The sequence below is a fragment of the Brachyspira alvinipulli ATCC 51933 genome, assembly GCF_000518245.1.
Classification (GTDB): Bacteria; Spirochaetota; Brachyspiria; order Brachyspirales; family Brachyspiraceae; genus Brachyspira; species Brachyspira alvinipulli.
Map to the genome: position 1 here is coordinate 184,361 of NZ_KI912407.1, position 19,306 is coordinate 203,666.

Here is a 19,306-nt window from a genome sequence, read left to right on the forward strand (position 1 = left end):
GGCGGGTATGTAATGAAAGTTTTAAAATTTAATTACACTCTCCCACTCTCTATTCTTATTAATTTTATTTTAAATATAATATCTATTTATTTTTTGTTTAAAAAGAATCTTTAGCACCTACCCAAGTTTTATTTAAATTTGATATATAATTCACGCACGTATAGCGAGGTTAAATATACAGATTTGTTTGCAATTCAAATTTTATTAATATTATAAATTCTACTAACCGTGCGTTTGATAAATTTAAAGCCAAGTTACAAACTGTACAGCATTTAAAAGCTTTAACTGTTCCTCTCTCCTTTCAATCTCTTTTTTCACTTCTGCAATACATTCATCTATTTTATATTTATTTTTTTGATATTTGAAAAGTTTATTTTGTTTTTGCTTGTCAGTCATTTTATTGATTTTAGCCGACAATTTCTTTAAAAACATTTTATCTCTGATTATTTTTCTTTTTACATTCAATTTAAATATACTCAATTCAATAGGCGATCTTAAAGGATTAATAATCATAAAATACCTCCTGATTTAGTTAGATACTTTTTTATTATTTATATTCAATAAATTAGATAAAATATAATTAATTATATTAATATACATATTTTATTATATTTTATTGATATTTAATATTATATACAAATATAATTAAATATCAATAATAAATAAAATATTTTTATGTAAAAAGCAAAATAAAGACTGTAAATATTACAGCCTTTATTATACTTGTTTCAAAACTAAAATAAGAAATATTTATACTATTTATTTTTTAGTGTTTTTATTTTTTATAATCGGGGCTTTGCCCCCGCTGTGCGTGCCTTCGGCAACCCCACTTCTTTTATTGGTATAAAAGAAGCAAAAGAACTGCAATTTTATATATTAAAGTTAATTATTATACAACATATAAAACATTATTTTACTAATTCTTCGACTAATTTTGTCAAGTACTTTTGAAACAAGTCTATTAAAAATTAATCAATATTTTTTATTTTTCAATGAATGTATATTCTTTATTATTATAGTTAAAAAAAGAACCAGACACAGCCCGCCTGCGTCGAAAGGCTGCATTTTTAATGCTAAAATTTAAGTTTTATCCTATATTTAATACGTATTACCAATATATAAAACTGAAGTAATTGCGTTTTTTGCAACTTTGACGAAGTCCGCAGAGCGTGTGCAACAAAAAAGTTGATAAAATTTTTATAAAAATAAATTGACAAACTATATTAGTTTCAGTATATAAAAAATATTAAATATCAATAATAATGAGTATATTTTTATATGAAAAGAAAAAAATAAAGACTGTAAACAAAAAATATTCACAGTCTTTATATATTTATAATTATTATTTTTATTTTAATTATTAGCCATTAGCAAGCTTTATAAACTCATCAGCTTCCATTATCTCTACGCCTAAATCCTGAGCTTTTTTAAGTTTGCTTCCTGCTTTCTCGCCTACAATTAGAATGTTTGTATTTTTTGATACAGCAGATTGAACAGTTGCTCCTAATCTCTCAGCAGCCTCTTTTGCAGAATTCCTTGTAAAGCCTTCTATTGAACCTGTTATTACAACATTCTTACCAGTAAGAGGAGATTCCACTGTCACAACTTTTTCAAATACTGAATTAACTCCTTGAGCAATTAAATCTTCTATCAATTTTAATGTCTTTTCATTATGAAGATAATCGTAAATACTCTTAGCACTAATCTCTCCTATGCCCTCAATATTTTGTAAATCATCAATAGTAGCCTTTTTAAAATTATCTACTGAAGTAAAATATTTAGCTAATAAGTCAGCAGTAGTTTCTCCAACCTGACGAATACCTAATGAATATATAAATCTTTTTAAAGTGGTATTCTTGCTGTTTTCAATAGATTCAAGCATATTATCAGCAAGTTTTTCCCCCATTCTTTCAAACTCAAATAAATTTTCTTTTTTTATTTTATAAAGGTCAGCAGGTGTTTTTACAAGTCCGCTTTTTGTAAATGCAGCAATCCATTCTTTTCCTATACCTTCCATATTCATAGCAGGTTTTGAAACAAAATATTCTATATATTTAGTTATTTTATTCGGACATTCTTCATTAATACATCTGACAATTACATCGCCGTCAGTTACAGCAGTATCGCCTCCGCAAACAGGACATTTTTTTGGAAACTCGAAAGGCTTACTGTCGGCAGGACGTTTTTCTAATACCACTCTTGTAATCTTTGGTATAACATCTCCGGAACGAATAACTACAATGGTATCTCCAATTCTTATATCTTTTGATTTTATCTCATTAGGGTTATGAAGTGTAACATTTGAAACTGTAACACCTCCAACTTGAACTGGCTCCAATTTAGCAACTGGCGTTAATGCTCCAGTTCTTCCAACTTGAACCTCAATATTTTTTAATACTGTTTCTTTTTCCTCTGGCTTAAATTTAAAAGCTACTGCAAATCTTGGAGCTCGTGATAAGAATCCTAATTTCTCCTGATGCTTAACATCATCAACTTTTATTACAAGTCCGTCAATCTCATAATCCATTTTGCTTCTTTTTTCTTGTATATCATAATAAGTTTCTAATACTTTTTTAGCATCGATGTTTGGGTGAACGCCCTCAACTGTAAATCCTAATTCTGATAAAAACTCCATTGATTTATATTCATTAGTTAAATCAAAATCTTTATAATTGGCAATCTGATAAGCAAAGAATTTTAATCTTCTCTTTTTACTTTCAGCACTGTCTAATTGTCTTAATCCTCCAGCTGCTGCATTTCTAGCATTGGCAAAAGGTATTTCTTCAAGTTCTTCTCTCTCTTTATTTAATGCTTCAAAATCTTTTTTTGTTATTAATGCTTCACCTCTTACAATAAGTTTCTTTTTCTCTTTTATACTTTTAGGAACATTGCTCATCATCTTAACATTATTAGTAACATTCTCTCCAACCTGTCCGTCTCCTCTTGTGCTTGCAACTGTAAGTTTTCCTTTTTCATAAATAAGCTCTAAAGCAAGACCGTCAAATTTATTTTCAACAGTATATTTAATCTTGCTTTGATTAAGTTCCTTTTGCATTCTATTATCAAATTCCAAAAATTCTTCTTCATTCATAACATTAGAAAGTGAGTACATAGCAATAGGGTGTTCAAATTTCTCAAACTTCTCTAATATAGTGCCTCCAACTTTATTTGTAGGGCTGTCATCTTTTTTTAATTCTGGGAACTCTCTTTCAAGATTTTCCAACTCTCTGAAAAGTTTATCATATTCATAGTCTTCTATTTCAGGATTATCATCTGTATAATAAAGCTTATTATGGTAATTAATAGTTTCTGTTAATTGTTCGATTCTTTGTTTAGCTTCTTCTATGTTCATTTTTACCTCATCATTAATTTAATATTCATATTATAATATAAAACAAATTGAATTCAATATTTTAAATTAATAAATAAGATATCAAAATTTAATATATAAAAAACTGCCTTAAATATAATAAGACAGTTTTTAAATAAAAAGTATTATTTTTCTATTATTGCTAATATTTATTAATATAAGTTATATATAAATTATGTTTTTAATTTTAAAGCGATAAACGAGCAGCTGATAACTTTAGTTGTCAGCTACATTTAAGCGAGTTTATCGCTAGCAACAATAAGAAATTATTATTTTACTCTAGCACCTCTGCCCCTTATCTTCATCTTTTTTGATAAACCTACTTTGACAATCTCATATCTAGGCATAATTAAAAAATCATAATTAGTATCTTTAAGTGCCTCTGCTATAAGCTGTTCTTTTAAAGTATTATCTTTGGCATCATAAGGAAGTTCAGCCGTTAAAACCTCTCCCACAGTAATATCGTTTCCACTAAGCTGGAGACTTTGAGGAATATTATCTGCTGTTGCTATAGTTGAGCATCCTATAATTAATAATGAAAAAACAAACATCATTATTATACCAATAACATTTTTCATTTTGTAACTCCTTAATTTATAAATAAAAATTATTTTAATGATAAACTTTTTTAATGATTAGACAATGAATAATCAAACAATAATTAATATTATACCTAGGGTAATTAATTATTTTTTTTATTATTGTTAATAAAATTAATACTTTCTGATATATCATCAATATACTTTGAAAATTTATAAGAATCAAAAATATCATTATCTATATCATAACAATTAAAAGAACTTAATAAAATTAAAGCAAATATAATAATACCAGAATCATAATTTAAATATTTATTTTTAATTAAAATATTTTTTATATCATCATAATTAAATTCTTTTATACTCATCTGTTCTAAAAAATATTTTTTGGCATTTTTTATCATTGGCTTTATAATATACAATTCTTTATTATTAATATTTCTAATAATATCTTTCATATTTTTAATATTCTTTTTGCAGTCTATATCTTTATTTAATAATATTAAATTCTCAGGATTATTATTAATAATTACTTTTTTTATATCAGGTATTTCAAATCCTAATGATTTTAATCTAAGTATTTCTATTACAATATTAATATGCTGTTTAGTATAATATCTTACTTTTTCTCTTATAGGACCATGTGCTACTCTAAATGCCTGAAGTAATTTTTTATTATCCCATTCTCTTAATTTTTTTAATGTTACATTTTCTATCTTTTCACATTTTAAAATTTTTAAAAAATCACCTATAGCAATTAACTCTTTTTTATTAATCTTACTTTCTAATTTATATTTCTTATTATTTATATAATATTCTGAAAGCATAATAATTTTTCCAATATCAATTAATTTATTTTTATAATATAATTTTTTAATTATTTTTAAATAAATCAAAAAGAAAAACTAAATATCTACTGTACGGTATATATATGGGTAAATATGATAAAAATGTTTTAAGATATAAAATCTCTAATTTCATATTTTAATCTAATGGAAGGATCATAATAATACTGCCAATTGAAATTTGAATAATATAATTCTCTTAAATAATCAATATCAAATGTACAATACTCTCTTGTATAATGAGAATGATATAATTCATTTACTTTTTTTATATCATTTAATATTTTTTCTATATTTTTATAAATTAAATTATTATCATCTGATAAGTATAAAGAATAATTAAAGAATAACGCGAATATATTTTCAGGTCTGCTCGAAACTTCACTATATGAACTATATATCTTAATAATATCTGATATATTTTCTTCATAATATTTTCTATGCTCAAACATATCAACATTATATGAAGGTATTTTGTCTATAATATTATTTTCATTAGCATATTCATCTTTCTCTAAATACTCAACTATATCATATATTTCATCATCATTAATAATATTATCAATATAATCTATTTTTTTATAAAGCTCTAAAATATTATATCTTAATTTTTTTATATTATCATTTTTTATATTTGAGAAATATATTATATCTGTTATTAATAATATTTTTTCAAAATTTTCTCTTAATTCAGATAATAATGTATCAGGCATAATCATATTATCTGGAAGTTTTATAAGCTCTTCATAAATTGCCTTTATAGCTCCTCTCTTTATACGAGAAATTGAACCATTGTAAATTATTATTTTATAATATAAATGGAAAACTAAAAAATCATAATAAGAATATAAATATTCAAAATCATCTGCTATATTTATAACATTATTTTTAAATATAGATTCCAATTTTAATTTCATTTCAATATTTATATCTTTTTTAAATAAAGATTCAGTTTCATTAGTTAAATAACATCTATATGGATATCTTTTATTATTATAATAATAAATATTATTCTCAAGGCATTTAATATATATATTTTCAAATAAAATTATATTATTCTTTTTTAAATAAAAATATTTATAGCTGTATAAATCATGTAAATTATTGTAATATTCTATATTTCCATTTTGAAAAAAATCTTCAGATAAAAATAAATAATCAAGAATAAATTTAAAATAAAAAAAATGTAAATCATAATTTATAATCTTTTCTATAAGATTTATATTATTTTCATTATATTTATATTCTTCAAGCATTTTATTAATATTATTATATAATATAAATATATAATCTTCTATATATTCTTTAAGTTCATCTCTATACATCTTAGAAGCAGTATCTATATCAAAAAAATATCTAGTTTTTCTTTTTTTACTCTCTCTGCTCTTTCCTTTTAACTTTTTATCATTACCTTCAAATATTTCTAATGTATCTTTTATATATAAATGATTTTTTATTAATTGTTTTTCTTTAAGATTTATTAAAACTTTATCTTTATTAAATAATTCTTCTTTAATATCATTAGTATCATCTAAATAACTTATATTTCTTATAAAATAAAATTTATCCTCTTTTATTCTTTTATATATAGTAAGTATCTCATCAAGAACAACCAAAGACTCTAAAGTATAATATCTATAATTTTTATCATCTTTATTTTTTTGTAATCTGTATGAAGGAAGTATTGAAGATTTACTGATATCATAATATTCCTGAAGTATTTTTTTAAGCCTTTCCATTTCTCTTTTTTTTATTAAAGGCTCTTCTGTTTTATTATTAATATAATCATCATTTATTTTGTTATAAATATCATCTATATATTTTTTATCTAGTTTAGTAAAATATGATTTTTCCTCGCATTTCAAAATACTGTTTATCAAAGAATATGTTGTATCTTTATTGTATGTTTTTATTAAATTAAATAAATCTAAAAAAGCCCCTATTTCAAAAAAGCATAACTTATCATTTGTAAGAAAACTTAATATATCATTATCATATAAATATTCTCCTACTTCTTCATATTTATATTTTGAAAACTCTATTTGTATATATTTATAATTTCCTTTTTGTCTTTGAGTAAGAGTTCCTGAATTTTTTGAAATAAGATATATTATTATATTTTCTTTATTATCTATTTTTTTTAATAATGTTTTTAATGAAGGCAGTATATAATTATCATCAAATAAATATTTTGAAGTTATATTAGATTTATGAGTATTTTCAATTATATAACATACATCATCATTAATTAAATCAATTTTATCTTTCATATATAATTATTATATAAAAAAATTTATAAAGGGCAAATATTAATATTATATCTGCCCTAATTCTTTAATTAAATTTACTCATTATATCTTCCATAAACTCATGAAACTTTTTCTTATCAAAATAATCATCTTCATAAGAAGAGAAAGAAGCAAGCATCATCAATATAAAAGATAATATAGGAATATCATCTTTATCCAAATCAGCATTTTTATAATTAAATATCAATTTCTTTATATAATCTTCATCTATTTCTTCGCTATTATTTTCAAAAAAATCTTTTTTCAATTTTTTTATAATTGGTATTATAAATTCTTTTTCAATACTATTTATATCTGTCATTTTATTATCCTTTATATAATTTTTTATTGATATTCTCTATTGTATTAATCATATCATATTTAAAATTTAGTTTATCAAATTTTTTATTTTTATAATTAATACAAGCCTTATTTAATATAGAAATAAAAGTTATTAATGAAATATCCTCTTTTTTTAAGACATCAGTATATAATGAATTATCATTTAAAATATTCTCAACAACTTTTTTATCTACTGATTTTATAGAAGGTATTATCAATTTAGCTTCCATATTATCTATATTATTAATAGTATTTTTCATTTTATTAAAAGATTCTTTATTTTTAATATTTTTATTTAGCAGAATCATATTAATATTATAATTAAAAAATATTACCTTTTCTATATCAGCTATATTAAGCCCTATTTCTTTTAATCTTAATATTTCTTTTACTATTAAAACATGCTCTTTTATATAGTATCTTGTATCAACTCTCACAGCACCTTTAGCAAATCTATATGCCGGTAATATTTCTTTTTCGTCCCATTTTCTTAGTAATTTTAAATCTATATTAGATATTTTTTTAGAAATTAATTCTTTATAAAAATCTCCTATCTGCATAAATTTATTTTTATTAATATTATTTCTAAAAGGAAGCAAATATTTTTTGTTTGCTATGTAGAAAACAATATCTTTTTTATTAACATCTCTTTTATTATTAAGAGTTTCATTATTTTCATTTCTTTTAGACATTCATTTACCTCCAAAATTAATTGTTTATATAAGCTATAATGGCACCGTATTTTGTATATCTTTTAAACTCCCAAAGCTTTATAAATTTTTCTCTTTTTAAATCATCTAATTTTTCTATTATGTAATTTTTTAATTTGCAATAACCATCGATACTATTATTTCCTCTGCCGTAAACTATTTCTAATGGGCATGAAATCTTTTTTAAAAAATAATCATTAAATATAGTATCTTCCAAAGCCTTAATAGCTTTTTCTTTTTTAAGGTAATGCAAATCTATAACATAATATCCGTCTCTAAAAAATTTTTTATATATTATACTGCTGTCATCATAGTTTTCATTTCCTTTATAATGATAATTTTTTATTTTAGACATAAGTATCCTCCTATATTTTTTATAGTGTTTTTTCAAATTAAAGTTAATTGAATATTTAAAGATATTATTTAGTATGCTGATTTATAATAGATTTCTATATAGGAGTTAAGCTTACAATCATAATAATTAACAATATAAATATACACATATATTCCCTCCTGTAATTTATAGGTGCATATTAACATATAAATAAAAATTATCATTTGATACCCTATGTAGGATAGCAATATTTTTTATATTGTATATATCATCATATATATACATAAATATCATCTAGGGTAATTATAGGAAAAATATAAAAAATATTCTAATTAGATACATCGATGTACCTAATAAAAAATGATTTTTTTTGAATTTTATTCTACTTATTAATAAGATAATTCTTTTACTATTTTTAGATAATATAAGCATTCAAAAATATTATTTTTATGATAGTATATATTTAATCTCGTTTCTTTCTTAATAGAATTTTTATTATAGTGTCAATTGATTCTCTTTTTATTTTTGGAAGTGAATCAGGAGGTAATTTTAATGCTTTTTTGATTTTTGTTAATTCTTTTATTGTTTTTTTGTTCTTTTCAATATTTCTTATATAATCTAAATGTATTTCAGCTTCATCATTTGCACCATATAATATAGTTTTTATCTTTTTGAAATCTAATTTATTTTTATAATAATAATTTATATTGTCTGCTATAATAAGCATTTCCAATTTATAATAGATTGTATTTTTAAAAAGTTTATAACCTTCAAAAAGTTCATTTTTATGATATTCTCTATATTTTCTCACTTCTTCCTTAACAGAATTTATATTATGCAGTACTTTTTGTTTATCATTTACTAGCTCTACTAGTTCAATATATTCTAAATATTTATTTTCTAATTCTTTGAAAATATTATTGTATATATCTATAAATAATCCTATTTCAAAAAGATAAATATTATTACTGTTGAGTTTAATTTCTGAAATATATTTTTCTTCTATTTTATCAAATTTTCCATTTTTATAAATTAATTTTGATATAGAAAAATCTTCATTCTTTTTAGCGCTTCTAGTTTTTTGAACTACATATACATTTTCTTCTTTTGAAATAGCAGCCTTTATATCTTCTTCACTTGTATAAGATATTTTTTTTGTTTTGCCATTTAAATATATTCTTACTTCTTTCATATTTTACTTATAATAAATACTTCTATTTATATTATAATATAAACATATTAAATTCAATATTCAGCAAATAGCTAAATATTTTAATGCATGGCAAATAAAAAATATTAGAAATAATAAAAGAGCAAGTACAATTAAATTTTAAAACTTTTATTACATTCCCCGCCCTTTATACTTTATAACTAACTCTTAAATTTCGATATTAACTATCTTTATAACTTATTTAGAAATTTCAGCACCCACCCAAACATTAATTAAGTTTAGAATTTCTCTAACGCACGTTTAACAAAATTAAAAATAGTGAAAATTTAGAATAAAAGTAAACCTATGTTTATAACTTTGCTCTGCGTGCGGATATTAATGCGGGAAACTTTTTATATATTACCAGATAAAAGTTTCGAACTTCTGACAACTTTAGTTAGCAGAATATTATAGTGAGAAACTTTTATATATTATAAGAAGAATGTATTGATATGTATTCCTGAGTTAAATCTGTGAAATAGTAATAATCTTCGTATTTAGTATTATAACCCAAATCTATTGTTATATAATTTTCTTTTTTATCTTTATTGATATATTCTTTAAGTTTTTTAATATTTACTTCGTTTTTATTTACTTTACCATTTTTGTATATTTCTATATCATTAACATATAAAGATACATTATTAATATTAATATTAATACTAATATTTCCCAAAACAGACAGTATCTTTTCAAAATTAGGATTTTTTGAAAGAAATAATATTTTAACTAAATTTGAAGTAGCTATAGCATGAGCAGCATTGAAAGCGTCTTTTTGATTTTTGGCTCTTTTTACAGAAACTATAATTGTTTTAGTTATACCCTCTCCGTCAAGTATGATCATTTTAGCCAAATATGCACATATCTCATCCAATTTATTTTTTAAATCCTTAAATAATTTTTTGTTCCCTTCAGTTACAGCCTTATTATTAAGTGCACCATTTGCCATAATAACAGCCATATCATTAGTTGAAGTTTCACCATCTATTGATATTCTGTTAAATGTTTTATTTATAGATTCTCTAAATGCCTTATTTAAAGCAGATTTTTCAATATTTAAATCGGTAAATATAAAAAGCAAAATAGTAGCCATATTAGGATGCACTATTGAACTTCCTTTAGCAACGGCATAAAATCTTGCTGTTTTACCAGACACATCCAATTCTGTAGAATATATTTTATTAAATTTATCCCTAGTTTGAATAGCTCTTGCAATATTATCAAAACTATTATTTAAAGAGTATTTTGCTTCATCAATACCATTCTTGATTTTTTGAGTATCTAACTCTTCTCCAATAATACCAGTAGATGCCATTAATATACTGTCTCTTTTAATATCAAAAGTATCAGATGCATACTTAGCTATATCAATAACATCATCCAAGCCTTTTTTTCCAGTTAAAGAATTAGCAATTTTACTGTTTACTATTAATAAATTTATTTTGTTTTTATCATTTTTTTTTGAAAAAATAATAGGAGCAGCCTGAAAAGTATTTTTAGTATATAAAGCAGATACTATACTTGGCGGATCGCTTTTTATAACTGCAAGATCATAATCATTATTTTTAAGTCCGGATTTTATAGCAGCAGATGAAAAACCCAGAGGTATATCATACATTAAACAAATCCTCCTCTTCAGGATCTGCATCATCTTCTACTTTCTTTATTTTCTTATTTTCATAATTGATTCTTTTACGTACAAAAAATCTAGAGCTTTTTCCATTCTGTCTCTCTTGTATAATTCCAAAAGTTCCAGAACCTAAATAAACTATTTTATCCTCATCTTCCATTTCTGAAATATTGTTATCTTTAATTTCATTTAAAATACATTCAAAATGTGCTAACTCTCCTGTAGCATTGTGTCTTATAGCTTCTTCTACAATATATATAGGTTCATTGCAAACAGGGCATAAAGGCCTTTCAACATCTTCCTTCATACGCCTTTTTAGATAAATTTTTTCATATTCTTCTATGCTTTTTTCTTGATATTTATTATTGTTATGATATTTTTTTTTATTATAGAAATTATTTTTATTTTTTTTATTATTATAGTTATTGCTATAAAACTTTTTTCCGCTGTTATTTTCTTTGCTAAATTTTTTGAATTTTTTTTCTGACATCAAACCGCCTTTTAATATAAAGCAATACTATTAATAAATAATAATATTGCTTTACATCAAATTAATTATTTATCATAATTATCATCATAATCATCGTCATAGTCGTCATAGTCATCATCATCAAAATCGTCTTCATCATCATAGTCATCATCGAAATCATCGTCAAAATCATCTAAATCATCAATGTCATCATCATCAAAATCGTCTTCGTCATCATAATCATCTTCATCATCGTAGTCATCGTCATAATCTTCGTCTTCGTCGTCATAATCATCATAATCATCATCGTCAAAGTCGTCATCATCATCAAAATCGTCATCATCGTCGAAGTCGTCTTCGTCGTCATAATCTTCATCATAGTCATCGTCATAATCTTCATCAAAATCATCATCATCATCAAACTTTGCAAAATAGCCGTTTAATATGTTTAATTCATCTAATAAAAAAAGAGATTTGAATCTTTCCATTACATTTACTCCATAATTCATAATTTTAAAGCTATAATAATATATAAGTTTTTTTTGTCAAGTATAAATATACAATTTTTATATTAAACATTATACTTAAATTAAATGTATGAATATACAGTTATAGTCTAACATTAATATTATTATCACGCAAATATTTCTTCAAATTTTTTATTTCTATTTCTTTAAAATGAAATATAGAAGCAGCAAGCCCCGCATCAACCCCATTTACCTGAAATACATCTTTAAAATGCTCCATATTTCCAGCACCTCCTGATGCAATTAAGGGTATTGATACATTTTGAGCAATTTCTTTAAGCAATTCTATATCAAAACCATTTTTAACTCCATCAGTATCTATACTGTTTATTACAAGTTCTCCTGCCCCATTTTTTTCTCCATTTATAGCCCATTCAATGGCATCAATATTGGTATCTTCACGTCCGCCTTTAGCAAATACAGAATATTTACCATTAACTCTTTTTATATCAATAGAAAGGACTACACATTGATTTCCATATTTTTCAGCAGCTTCACGTATTAAATTAGGATTTTTTATAGCCCCTGAATTTACACTTACTTTATCAGCACCGGATTTAAGCACTATATCAAAATCTTTTATACTGTTTATGCCTCCTCCAACTGTAAGCGGAATAAATATCTCCTTTGCCACTTTTTCAAGCACATTTACAAATAAACTTCTATCCTCATAAGAAGCGGTAATATCATAAAATACAAGCTCATCAGCTAAAGAATTATTATAATATTTGGCAAGTTCTACAGGATCGTCTACATCTTTAAGTCCTTCAAAATTTGTACCCTTTACAACTCTGCCGTCTCTAACATCTAAACATGGTATAATTCTTTTTGTTATCATTGCAGAAACACCTAATTAAATTTATAAAAAATTATACAGTAAAACAAATATTTCGTAAAGATATATTGTCAAAATTACATTCTTGAAAAATAAATAAAATAAAATATACTTAAACATAAATTTTATATATTTTTCGGATGATATTATATGATAAATAATGATAAAGTAACTGCCAACCCTCTATATTATGAAAAACCGTATAAACTTCTTTTTAAATATGCAACACCAAGTATTATTTCAATGCTTGTAGGATCTTTGTATAATATAGTAGATCAAATATTTATAGGACGCGGAGTAGGAATAAATGGTAATGCAGCAACAAATGTAGCTTTTCCTCTTACAATTATATGCATGTCTATAGCATTATTTCACGGATTTGGAAGTGCTTCATTTTATAGCATACTATTAGGACAAGGAAACAATAAAAAAGCTGCAAAAATTATAGGAAATACAATAGTATCAGTTCTTATATTCGGTTTGATATTTACTATAGTAGTAAAACTTTTTAATAAAAACTTTATGATAATGTTTGGTTCAACAAAAGAGGTTTTAGAATATTCAGTAGAATACACAAATATAACAGCACTCGGATTTATACCTTTCATATTTTCTACTATGATGAGCCACATAATAAGAGCAGATGGAAGCCCTCAATATTCCATGATATCTGTACTTGCAGGTGCTATAGTAAATACTATATTAGACCCTATATTAATATTTAAATTTGATATGGGTATGTCAGGTGCTGCTCTTGCTACTATAATAGGACAGTTTATTTCTTTTATAATAGTTGTAAGATACTTGTTCAAATTTAAGCATATAACTTTTGAAAGAGATAACTTTATAGTAGATCCAAAAAATATATTAAAAGTATTTTCATTAGGTTCATCATCAGGATTTAATCAATTAGCTATGATGGCAGTTCAAATTACAATGAATAATGTACTTAGTTATTATGGATCTCAATCTGTATACGGAGGAAATATACCTCTAGCAGTTGCAGGAATTATTGCCAAAATTAATATGCTTGTTATGGCCTTTATAATAGGTTCATCTCAAGGCAGTCAGCCTATAATAGGATTTAATTATGGGGCAAAAAATTATGACAGAGTTATAAGTACATACCGACTTACAATAACAATAACCACAATAATGGCTTTTATAGCTTTCCTTTTATTTCAATTATTCCCAAGACAAATTGTAGGAATATTCGGTGACGGAAGCGAATTGTATTTCCATTTTGCAGAAGAGTATATGAGAATATATATGGCTCTTATGGTAATAAATGGTATTCAGCCTGTAACAGGTACATTCTTTACTTCTTTAGGAAAAGCATTTAAAGGAGCATTTATATCTATGACAAGACAGATAATATTTTTGCTTCCTCTTATCATAATACTTCCAAGAATATTAGGTATAGATGGTGTAATGTATGCGGGTCCTGTTGCTGACGGAGCTGCTTTAATTGTCACTGTTATAATGGTTAGCCGTGAAATAAAGAATATAAAAAAATTAAAAGAAAATAATTTATAGTAAAAAAATAGCATAGAGATTTTTTATATCCCTATGCTATTATTTATAATATAATGAGTAGATTATTTTTTCATTTTAGATTTAATATCAGCAAGCCTGTCCAAAGCCTTTTTAACCGTATCTTCTTTTTTAGAGAAGTGAAAACGTATCAAGTTATTAGTAGGTTCCTTAAAAAATGATGAACCAGGAACAGCACCTACTCCTACCTTTTTGGCTAAATCATAACAGAAATCCATATCGCTGTCATAACCAAACTCGCTTATATCAACCATAACATAATAGGCACCTTGAGGTTCAGTAAATTTTAAATCTAAATTCCTTAAACCATCTAAAAACATATCACGCATTTTAGTATATTTTTCCTGTAATTCATCATAATAAGAATAAGGAAGTTTTAACCCCTCAACAGCAGCTTCCTGCAATGGAGCAGCAGCACCTACTGTTAAAAAGTCATGTATCTTTTTAGCAGCATCAATAACATGCTTAGGCCCTATTATATATCCAAGTCTCCATCCTGTTATATGATAAGTTTTTGAAAGCGAACTGCAGCATACTGTTCTTTCAAACATATCCGGTAAAGATGACATATATATATGTTTATGAGGCTTGTAAATAATATGTTCATACACCTCATCTGTAATAACATAAGCATCATATTTTTTGGCAAGCGATGCAATTATTTCTAACTCTTCTCTAGTGAAAACTTTACCAGAAGGATTAGAAGGATTACATAAAATCAATGCCTTAGCATTTTGCTTGAATGCATCTTCCAATTCATTAGCATCAAAATTAAAATCTGGTTGTCTCAAAGGTACAAATATAGGATCCGCCCCTGAAAGTATAGCATCAATTGCATAATTCTCATAATAAGGAGAAAATACAACAACTTTATCTCTAGGATTACATACAGCCATCATTGCTGCCATCATAGCTTCTGTACTTCCGCATGTAACAACAACATTGTCTGTTGAATTAATATTATTTAATCCCATAAAATGCTTTTGTTTCTCTATTAAAGCATCTCTAAATTTTTGAGATCCCCAAGTAACAGCATATTGATGAGGGCCCTCATTGGCAACTTCTATTAATCTGTCAGTTATTACCTTAGGAGGGTCAAAATCAGGAAAGCCTTGAGATAAATTAACTGCATCATACTCTAAGCATACCCTTGTCATCCTTCTTATAACAGAATCTACAAATATTTTCGTTCTTTCACTCAAATCTAACATACAATTTCCTAATAAAAATAGCTATTTATTTCCAAGTAGGTAAATAAGAACCTAAAAAGTTTTCATTATAAACTTTTTCAACTATTTCAGATTGATAAGTAGCTACAACTTTTTTATATAATTCATTATCTTTATCTTTAGTTCTTGCAGCTATTAAATTAACAAAAGATTTTCCGCTGTAAATAGAAGGATCATCTTTGAATATATAATCAGAACCAGGATTCAAACCGAAATCTATAGCATAGTTTCCATTTATAACAGCACAAGCAACATCAGGAAGAACACCGTAAATAGCACCAGCATCCATTTCTACTATTTCAACATTTAAAGGATTTTCTATTATATCGCTTACACTAGGAGTATCTCCTGCCTCAGGTTTTACTTTAATAATTCCAGCAGCCTGAAGAACTTTTAAAGCTCTTCCTCCATTAGAAGGATCATTAGGTATGGCTATTTTATCTCCTTTTTTTAATTCTTTTACATCAGTAATATTAGTAGAATAAATATTCATAGCAGATATATAAGTATCAGCTATAGCAGTTAAATCATATCCTTTATTAGATACTTCATCATTAAAATATGCATAATGCTGAAAAGCATTCAAATCTATTTCACCGTCATTTAATGCCTGATTAGGTATAGTATAATCTGAAAAAGATACTAATTCTACTTTTATTCCTTCTGTTGCTAATTTTTCAACTATAGGCTCCCAAATTTGATAATCAGACTCTCCTGCAAAACCAACTTTAACAACCTGCTCACTATTTTTGGCATTTCCTCCGCATGCTAATATCGATAAAGATAATATCAATGCAGATATTAATAATAGAATTTTTTTCATTGTTTTTTCTCCTTAAAATTAATTTATTATTTCCAAGTAGGTAAATAAGCACCTTTAAAATCCTCAGCATATACTTTTTCAACTTCAGCTGATTGATATGCGGAAACTATCTTTTGGTATAATTCATTGTCTTTATCTTCAGTTCTTGCTGCTATTAAATTATAAAAAGAATTTCCCTCGTAAATAGAAGGATCATCTCTAAATATATAATCAGCTCCTGGATTAAGCCCAAAATCTATAGCATAATTACAGTTAATAACAGCACAAGCAACATCTGGAAGAAGACTATATATACTTCCTGCATCAACTTCAACAAACTCTATATTAAGATTATTTTCTGTTATATCATTCATACTTGGAGAATCTCCTGCCTCAGGATTTATTTTTATAAGTCCTGCTGCTTCTAATACTTTTAATGCTCTTCCTCCATTTGCAGGATCATTAGGTATGGCAATCTTATCTCCATTTTTTACCTCATTTACATTCGTTATATTTTTTGAATATATATTCATAGCAGAAATAAAAGTAGTGCCTATAGCTGTTAAATCATAATTCTTTGTTTCTACTTCATTATTGAAATATGCAAAGTGCTGAAAAGCATTTAAATCTATTTCACCGTCATTTAATGCCTGATTAGGAAGAGTATAATCCGCAAAAGAAATTAATTCCACTGTAATACCTTCTTTTGCAAGCTTCTCTATAACAGGCTTCCATATAGTTCTGTCTGATTCTCCTACATGTCCTATTTTAACAACAGTATTTTTCTGTGCATTATTAGAGCATGATAAGAAAAATAATATTGATATAAAAATTAATAATATTTTTTTCATTTTAATTTTCTCCATTTTTGATTTTTTATAAATTAATCAACCATTATAAGGCCTTTAATATTTCCATTTCTTATTTCATCATACATTCTTTCTTTATAAGAACTTGCTATTTTTTTATAAACTTCATTATTTTCATCTTCAAGTCTTGCCGCAACTACATTAACATACATATCAGATTCATATTTACTTGGGTCATCAATATATAAAATATTTTCATCCTGAAAATCAAAACTCAAACTATAATTAACAATAGCAGCATCAACATCATCAATAATAGAATATATTTCATTTGCTTTTGTAGGAACCAACTCTAATTTTAAGAAATTTTCAATTATATCCTTTTCTTCATAATTATAATCCTTTTTCTCATTCTTCTTTAATCTGATAAATCCAATAGAATCTAATATTTTTAAAGCTCTTGAAAAATTAATATAATCGTCTGGTACAGCAATCTTAGCCCCTGAGGAAATTTGAGCAACATTAGTTAAATTTCTTGAATACATATTCATAGAAGCTATAAAGGTTTTCTCTAATATACTTAAACAATAATCATTTTTATTAGTTTCATTTACAAAATATGCATAATTTTGAAAATTATTTATATCTATATATTCATTATTCAATGCTCTATTTATTTCAGAATAGTCAGAAAAATTTATTAATTCTAATGTTATATTTTCACCTTCTAATTTTCTGGATATAGATTTCCATATATATGAATCAAATTCTCCAATATGACCTATTTTAACACTAGATGCATTATTATCAGCACAGCTAGAAAAACAGAATAAAATAATAATTAAAAATATTAAGAACAATTTTCTATACATGTAATTTCTCCAATTATAAAAGTTAAGATATTATATTAATATATTCCGATAAATATTTATTTAGAAATCAAAATCATACAAATATCTATAATAAACAAAGCATAATTAATAATTGTATTCAGAAAAATAAATTACTCCCATACAGCTATATAAGCACCCTTAAAGTCTTTGCTATATATATTTTTAACCTCTTCTGATTGATAAGCCTTAACTATTTTTTTATATATTTCATTATCCTTATCTTCTGTTCTAGCTGCTATTATATTAATATAATTCTTATCAGCATAATTTGAAGGATTATCTTTAAATATGGAATCTTTATCTGGATTAAGTCCAAAGTTTAAAGCAAAGTTACAATTAATAACAGCACAAGCAACATCAGGGAGTAAACTATATATACTTCCAGCATCAACTTCAACTATTTCTATATTTAAAGGATTTTCGGATATATCTTTTAACTCAGGATTTGCGATACTTTTATCTTTAAGTTTTATCAAACCAGCAGCTTCTAATACTTTTAAAGCTCTTCCTCCATTTGAAGGATCATTAGGTATAGTTACTTTATCACCCTCTTTAACTTCATTTACATTAGATATATTTTGAGAATATATATTCATAGCAGCCAAGCAAGTATCAGCTATAGCAGTTAATTTATATCCTTTAGTTTCAACTTCATTATTAAAAAAAGCATAATGCTGAAAATTATTCAAATCAATATCTCCGTCATTCAAAGCCTGATTAGGGAGAAGATAATCTCCAAAAGATACTAATTCTATTTGTATATTATCATTTGAAACTTGTCTGATAACCTCTTCCCAAATTACTCTGTCAGATTCTCCTATATATCCAACCTTCACTAAATTAACATTTTTATTTCCAGATGAACATGCTGTAAAAAATATCAAACTCAAAAATAAAACTATCTTCTTCATTATCATTAT

General features: G+C 24.8%; 19 protein-coding genes. 1 reads left to right on the forward strand and 18 read right to left on the reverse strand.

What is annotated here, in order from left to right:
- Positions 1 to 243: 243 nt before the first annotated feature.
- The 13 genes from T324_RS0115170 to hisF all read right to left on the reverse strand — a co-directional run bounded on the left by T324_RS0115170 (position 244) and on the right by hisF (position 13,102).
- Positions 244 to 513 (reverse strand): hypothetical protein, encoded by a 270-nt coding sequence (locus tag T324_RS0115170; protein ID WP_028331037.1) that lies wholly within the window; start codon positions 511 to 513, stop codon positions 244 to 246.
- 847 nt (positions 514 to 1,360) lie between these two features.
- Positions 1,361 to 3,352: an NAD-dependent DNA ligase LigA gene (gene ligA, locus T324_RS0115175; RefSeq protein WP_028331038.1), complete on the reverse strand. Its 1,992-nt coding sequence runs from the start codon at positions 3,350 to 3,352 to the stop codon at positions 1,361 to 1,363.
- Positions 3,353 to 3,639: 287 nt separating this feature from the next.
- Positions 3,640 to 3,948: a hypothetical protein gene (locus T324_RS0115180; RefSeq protein ID WP_028331039.1), complete on the reverse strand. Its 309-nt coding sequence runs from the start codon at positions 3,946 to 3,948 to the stop codon at positions 3,640 to 3,642.
- 104 nt (positions 3,949 to 4,052) lie between these two features.
- Positions 4,053 to 4,736, reverse strand: coding sequence for a MerR family transcriptional regulator (locus tag T324_RS0115185; protein WP_028331040.1), 684 nt, complete (start codon positions 4,734 to 4,736; stop codon positions 4,053 to 4,055).
- 128 nt (positions 4,737 to 4,864) lie between these two features.
- Positions 4,865 to 7,024, reverse strand: a complete 2,160-nt coding sequence (locus tag T324_RS0115190) for a hypothetical protein (RefSeq protein ID WP_028331041.1) — start codon at positions 7,022 to 7,024, stop codon at positions 4,865 to 4,867.
- 64 nt (positions 7,025 to 7,088) lie between these two features.
- Positions 7,089 to 7,364, reverse strand: coding sequence for a hypothetical protein (locus T324_RS0115195; protein ID WP_028331042.1), 276 nt, complete (start codon positions 7,362 to 7,364; stop codon positions 7,089 to 7,091).
- A 4-nt stretch (positions 7,365 to 7,368) separates the two neighbouring features.
- Positions 7,369 to 8,076 (reverse strand): helix-turn-helix domain-containing protein, encoded by a 708-nt coding sequence (locus tag T324_RS0115200; RefSeq protein ID WP_028331043.1) that lies wholly within the window; start codon positions 8,074 to 8,076, stop codon positions 7,369 to 7,371.
- Positions 8,077 to 8,092: 16 nt separating this feature from the next.
- A complete protein-coding gene (locus T324_RS0115205; protein ID WP_028331044.1) occupies positions 8,093 to 8,449 on the reverse strand; it encodes a DNA mismatch repair protein MutS in 357 nt (118 codons plus the stop codon).
- Positions 8,450 to 8,891: 442 nt separating this feature from the next.
- Entirely contained in the window at positions 8,892 to 9,620 is a 729-nt protein-coding gene (locus T324_RS0115210) for a hypothetical protein (protein WP_028331045.1), read from the reverse strand.
- 442 nt (positions 9,621 to 10,062) lie between these two features.
- A complete protein-coding gene (gene argJ, locus T324_RS0115215) occupies positions 10,063 to 11,256 on the reverse strand; it encodes a bifunctional glutamate N-acetyltransferase/amino-acid acetyltransferase ArgJ (protein WP_028331046.1) in 1,194 nt (397 codons plus the stop codon).
- A complete protein-coding gene (locus T324_RS0115220; RefSeq protein ID WP_028331047.1) occupies positions 11,249 to 11,758 on the reverse strand; it encodes a hypothetical protein in 510 nt (169 codons plus the stop codon). The genes argJ and T324_RS0115220 overlap by 8 nt, the downstream gene beginning before the upstream one ends.
- A 65-nt stretch (positions 11,759 to 11,823) precedes the next feature.
- A complete protein-coding gene (locus tag T324_RS18315; RefSeq protein ID WP_028331048.1) occupies positions 11,824 to 12,225 on the reverse strand; it encodes a hypothetical protein in 402 nt (133 codons plus the stop codon).
- A gap of 121 nt (positions 12,226 to 12,346) precedes the next feature.
- On the reverse strand, positions 12,347 to 13,102 hold the full coding sequence (gene hisF / locus T324_RS0115230; protein ID WP_028331049.1) for an imidazole glycerol phosphate synthase subunit HisF: 756 nt from the start codon (positions 13,100 to 13,102) through the stop codon (positions 12,347 to 12,349).
- 150 nt (positions 13,103 to 13,252) lie between these two features.
- On the opposite strand from hisF, the gene T324_RS0115235 reads away from it, so the two are divergent.
- Positions 13,253 to 14,635, forward strand: coding sequence for an MATE family efflux transporter (locus T324_RS0115235; protein ID WP_028331050.1), 1,383 nt, complete (start codon positions 13,253 to 13,255; stop codon positions 14,633 to 14,635).
- Positions 14,636 to 14,697: 62 nt separating this feature from the next.
- Here the strand turns inward: T324_RS0115235 and T324_RS0115240 are convergent, their stop codons facing one another.
- The 5 genes from T324_RS0115240 to T324_RS0115260 all read right to left on the reverse strand — a co-directional run bounded on the left by T324_RS0115240 (position 14,698) and on the right by T324_RS0115260 (position 19,297).
- A complete protein-coding gene (locus T324_RS0115240) occupies positions 14,698 to 15,864 on the reverse strand; it encodes a pyridoxal phosphate-dependent aminotransferase (protein WP_028331051.1) in 1,167 nt (388 codons plus the stop codon).
- Between the two features lie 25 nt (positions 15,865 to 15,889).
- Entirely contained in the window at positions 15,890 to 16,705 is an 816-nt protein-coding gene (locus T324_RS0115245; protein ID WP_028331052.1) for a MetQ/NlpA family ABC transporter substrate-binding protein, read from the reverse strand.
- A gap of 26 nt (positions 16,706 to 16,731) precedes the next feature.
- The gene (locus tag T324_RS0115250; RefSeq protein WP_028331053.1) at positions 16,732 to 17,535 is read right to left on the reverse strand and encodes a MetQ/NlpA family ABC transporter substrate-binding protein; all 804 of its coding nucleotides are present in this window, start codon (positions 17,533 to 17,535) and stop codon (positions 16,732 to 16,734) included.
- 32 nt (positions 17,536 to 17,567) lie between these two features.
- Complete coding sequence (locus T324_RS0115255; RefSeq protein WP_028331054.1) at positions 17,568 to 18,365, reverse strand: MetQ/NlpA family ABC transporter substrate-binding protein; 798 nt, start codon at positions 18,363 to 18,365, stop codon at positions 17,568 to 17,570.
- Between the two features lie 131 nt (positions 18,366 to 18,496).
- Positions 18,497 to 19,297 carry a MetQ/NlpA family ABC transporter substrate-binding protein gene (locus T324_RS0115260; RefSeq protein WP_028331055.1) on the reverse strand — a complete coding sequence of 267 codons (801 nt, stop codon included), beginning with the start codon at positions 19,295 to 19,297 and terminating at the stop codon, positions 18,497 to 18,499.
- Positions 19,298 to 19,306 lie beyond the last annotated feature (9 nt).